Raw genomic sequence first — 3,765 nt, forward strand, 5'->3', positions numbered from 1 at the left:
TATGATCTGCTCTTCCGTAAAACGACTGCGCTTCATCCGTCCGTATCCTTCTCGATCGGACTCTACTTTTAAATGGTTACATTTCCGGGGGGCACGTCACCGGTAAACCGCTCGACCCGTAGCACGTCGAAAAGATACCAGCCCAAAGCACGCAGGAACCGCAGGGTCCAGCCGTGTCCGGCTATGGTAGCATGAACATCGTGCGTTTCAAAGCAGTTGAAGATGGCTCCCGCGATGATCTGGCCGTCCTGCTCAATGCCCATCATGGTGAAGGGAGGATAGAACAGGACGCCAAGTTGATCGGCCAGGAAACAGGAGATGCGGCCATCCTGTTCGTGGGGAAGGATTACGCGGGGCATGCCGTATTTTAGTGCGGGTTTTGATGGGTGTACAGGATTTTACTGTACAGATGGCCGCCTTATGGAATACGATCAGACATGACCGCAATGAAAAGACAGCCCGTTGTAACCGTAAACCCGGACGTGCTGCGGGTCTGTGGCTTCATGCGCGAGACCATACCCTATGACCGTCGGGTTCAGATCGCCCAATGGTTGGGGCAGCACCGATAGATACCGGATTTTTGGGCGATGGATCCTGACTCATATGAATCATCAAAACTGACGTCATAGACTTGGTCAAAAAAAGCAAGATTTTTGTAATGAGGCATAAGGCCCTCCTTCCTCAAGAGAGCCTCATTAATTGTAGATACAATTTGCATGTTCAGTCTAAGCAGCCCGAACTTACTTCAGGATTTTTCTGGAGTGGGCAATGCCGTTTCCACAGTTTTTGATATTTCCGCCAATCTCAACAACGTAGCCAGCAGGACACGGGCTGCCTCCATGGAGCAGCCTGAATTATACCGGATGCCAGTCAGACAATTGTTGGCGTGCAATATCTTTGAATTTATCTTTTTCTTCTTGCGTAGCCCCCCCTGATATAGAATCAGGGTTATCATCCCACTTTCGAAAGGGATAGTGCCGAGAAAATATTTGTTTGGCGAGATATTCTATATTTCCTTCATTGTAGAACAAATTACAAAACCTCTCTTATTTTATTTTTTTTATTTCCATATCGATGATTATCTCTGCGATGGAAAGCGAGTTATCCGTTTGTAGAAGGTCGCATTTTCTTGCTTCTGACCGTAAGAAGGATAATGCGTTTTTGATGTGTTCTACTTTTCTTTTCATGTCTTCGTTTTTCTGCCTATGCTGCATATTGCTGCTCAAAGCTGTTGTTATCGAGAACAGCGTAATGGATATTCAGCTTGGCCCGGGCCTTATCCAGAACGACCTGCGAGACGGGCACAACGGCAGAAGCGACATCATGGCCAGAAGGCAGTGTCTTCCTGCTGTGAATCTGCGCCTCTACTCCAGCGCCAGGTACAATCCGTTTGAGAACACCCCATGCTGTCAGGAACAGATAGGTGTGAATATCATTCAGCACTGAAAATTCTATGCATGCCAGGATCAGTTCGGCTGATATCTGCTTACGCAGGGAGAGGGACAGATTCCGTTCAACGCCAAACCGGGTGATTTCCCAGACGGTCGGACCAGATGGAACAATCGGATCGGGCATCATATCGGGCCAAAGCGTTTCCAGCATGTAAGGCCGGTTCGTTGGCAGCAGACGGATCATGCCCCGGACAACACCTGCAACATCGCGCCATACAAGGTAGACAGCAGCAGGCGTATCGAATTGGTCGTATTCCATACCCTTGTAGAAGGGGACTTCCCACTGCTCATTGGCCACAAAATGGCGGTAGCGAAACTTGAACTGCTCAGCGAGAGCTGTTCCGCACCAGTGGGCATTTTCAACGGTTACGACTTCGATCATGGATCCACTCTCTTCCTGTTGGGTGAGAGGATCATTCACGAAAACTGACGGCCAGGTTACCTGTCAGACCTGACAGGTTTCACAGTTCAATCAGGCCGGCACAGATAGCCCGTACAACACCCATGATGCGATTCGTACATTTCAGTTTCAGCAAGGCATTGTTGATGTGAAAGTTAACAGTTCGCTCACTGACACCAACAATCATCCCGGTTTCCCACGAGCTTTTACCCTTGGCTGTCCATCTCAGACATTCTTTTTCACGGGGGGTAAGAATGGGGGGCGACATATCTGCCGGTTCATCCAATTTTTTATAACTGGCAATGAAAAAATTGGATAACGCACGCAGATAAAGTTCAATTTCCTGATCTATGTTTTTATCTGTAAACGCGAAGCAAATAGCATAAACCAATCTGTCATGCGTATGGACCGGTATTGTCAGGCCCTTTTTTATGCCAAATTCAGATACATCTCTTATGATCTTTTTTTCTTCTTTGTTCGTGTTTCTGATTTCATGCCAGAAATATGGATGACTTATAAATCTGGATTTTTTTATTATGGGATCAGAGATGATGTAATTGTTCTCAATATAGAAATTGACCCATTCCGTTGGATAGCCAACGTGTATAAAATTTTCTTTAGGATCTTCAATCCTGTTCAATTCCACAATGGTTACGTGGACATTCCCGACTGACAGAACGGCATCAAGATAGATGGATAATAGATCATGTTTAGTGGCTGCGTTCTCAAGGTCATGTAGTTTCGCCAGGAGGTCAATCGTCAAGCCCACCATCTATGCCGCGCCTACCTCCAGTGCCATCCAATAGTAAGCCTAAATTATATGATATATTTATTCTACAGATTTATGATGACGATCTCCGTCTGAAGCCAAGCCGTCCCCGGGCGGCTTTTTGCTGTCAGTCCTTAAGGGCAGTCTCTCCCATGTGGCATTTTATACCCCAACACCTGTTCAGTCCCGCCGCTCAGAATATCTCCGAACGGAATGGTCAGATCGCCATTCGTGCCAGCATATAAAAAGATGCGATTGAACGGGGTTAGCCCATTCTTCTCTTCTTCTCCGTAAAACTTCACCCATCCTCTGCCGTGTCGGGCATGGGCGATATATGTTTGGTCAGATGAAGAATTGGATCGCGTGTCCTGAACCAAAAACAGGCATGCTCTGTTCGGAGCATCTTTGGGTTCTATCGCAACAAAGCGATATTCTTTGCCGCTTTGGCCAGTCAGGATTTCTTCTTGCATGATGGCCCCTTTTCATGTCCGGAACAGTCTCTTGCCCCGGACGCTCTTTATATCCGCCTCACTTCTTTTCATCTGCCGAATCAGAATTTTGATTGGCATGATGAGTCGCATAGGATGCAGTCCGGGACATTGCGCCAAATCGGGCTGTATGAACAGACTGGGGCTCAATGCCCTGTCGCGCAGTGATGCTATCAGGCGTAACAGGATGATGCGGCTTGTGGGCACAAGCCGTGAGGATTACGACTGCGGCAAGTATGGTGATCTTTTTCATTTCATATCCTTGGGAATGTTCGGTCAGGCGGCTTTTTTCTGTCAGACCTTGGTCCGGCTCAATTTCTTTCTTAAGCATCACCACTCGGGTTTTCTGCGCCTGCTGCTCATGAGGGCGCGCGTTGCCGCCTCGCCAGCATCCGGGCAGGCGAATATCCGCTCCCGTTTTTGATCCAAGCATTTCAGTTGTTCATCAATCGAGATGCCAAAAGTCATTCGAGTGGGGTTCAGGCTGATCTTAGCCCCGCATTTTGGGCAGTCAATTTGCGTCAATGAAAGTCTCCTGATGAGTATTTCTATATCTGAACTAGGGCCTGTTAGGTCTTGATATAGTCTGCTGTAGCAGCGATGAGGATGACGGAGAGGAAGGATGCGGCGGTTTTCTCATATCGGGTCGCGACAGCC

General features: G+C 47.8%; 6 protein-coding genes. 2 read left to right on the forward strand and 4 right to left on the reverse strand.

Features of this window, described 5'->3' with window-relative positions:
* Positions 1–191: 191 nt before the first annotated feature.
* Positions 192–371, forward strand: coding sequence for a hypothetical protein (locus tag CDI09_RS18380; RefSeq protein WP_078524378.1), 180 nt, complete (start codon positions 192–194; stop codon positions 369–371).
* A gap of 66 nt (positions 372–437) precedes the next feature.
* Entirely contained in the window at positions 438–569 is a 132-nt protein-coding gene (locus CDI09_RS18915; protein WP_257788374.1) for a hypothetical protein, read from the forward strand.
* Between the two features lie 634 nt (positions 570–1,203).
* Here CDI09_RS18915 and CDI09_RS17140 read toward each other — a convergent pair.
* From CDI09_RS17140 to CDI09_RS18015, 4 genes are all read right to left on the reverse strand, one after another.
* Complete coding sequence (locus CDI09_RS17140) at positions 1,204–1,833, reverse strand: acyl-homoserine-lactone synthase (RefSeq protein WP_078524379.1); 630 nt, start codon at positions 1,831–1,833, stop codon at positions 1,204–1,206.
* Positions 1,834–1,912: 79 nt separating this feature from the next.
* Positions 1,913–2,623 (reverse strand): autoinducer binding domain-containing protein, encoded by a 711-nt coding sequence (locus CDI09_RS17145; RefSeq protein ID WP_078524380.1) that lies wholly within the window; start codon positions 2,621–2,623, stop codon positions 1,913–1,915.
* A 131-nt stretch (positions 2,624–2,754) separates the two neighbouring features.
* A complete protein-coding gene (locus CDI09_RS17150; protein ID WP_078524381.1) occupies positions 2,755–3,090 on the reverse strand; it encodes a hypothetical protein in 336 nt (111 codons plus the stop codon).
* A 58-nt stretch (positions 3,091–3,148) separates the two neighbouring features.
* A complete protein-coding gene (locus CDI09_RS18015; RefSeq protein ID WP_146220947.1) occupies positions 3,149–3,541 on the reverse strand; it encodes a hypothetical protein in 393 nt (130 codons plus the stop codon).
* Positions 3,542–3,765: the final 224 nt, after the last annotated feature.

It is taken from the genome of Komagataeibacter nataicola (assembly GCF_003207795.1).
In the GTDB taxonomy this organism is placed as follows: Bacteria; Pseudomonadota; Alphaproteobacteria; order Acetobacterales; family Acetobacteraceae; genus Komagataeibacter; species Komagataeibacter nataicola.

Excerpts from the sequence above, each read along its gene's own strand:
- CDI09_RS18380 (WP_078524378.1), top strand. The coding sequence starts at position 192 with ATGAACATCGTGCGTTTCAAAGCAGTTGAAGATGGCTCCCGCGATGAT.
- CDI09_RS18915 (WP_257788374.1), top strand. The coding sequence starts at position 438 with ATGACCGCAATGAAAAGACAGCCCGTTGTAACCGTAAACCCGGACGTG.
- CDI09_RS17140 (WP_078524379.1), bottom strand. The coding sequence starts at position 1,833 with ATGATCGAAGTCGTAACCGTTGAAAATGCCCACTGGTGCGGAACAGCT.
- CDI09_RS17145 (WP_078524380.1), bottom strand. The coding sequence starts at position 2,623 with ATGGTGGGCTTGACGATTGACCTCCTGGCGAAACTACATGACCTTGAG.
- CDI09_RS17150 (WP_078524381.1), bottom strand. The coding sequence starts at position 3,090 with ATGCAAGAAGAAATCCTGACTGGCCAAAGCGGCAAAGAATATCGCTTT.
- CDI09_RS18015 (WP_146220947.1), bottom strand. The coding sequence starts at position 3,541 with ATGCTTGGATCAAAAACGGGAGCGGATATTCGCCTGCCCGGATGCTGG.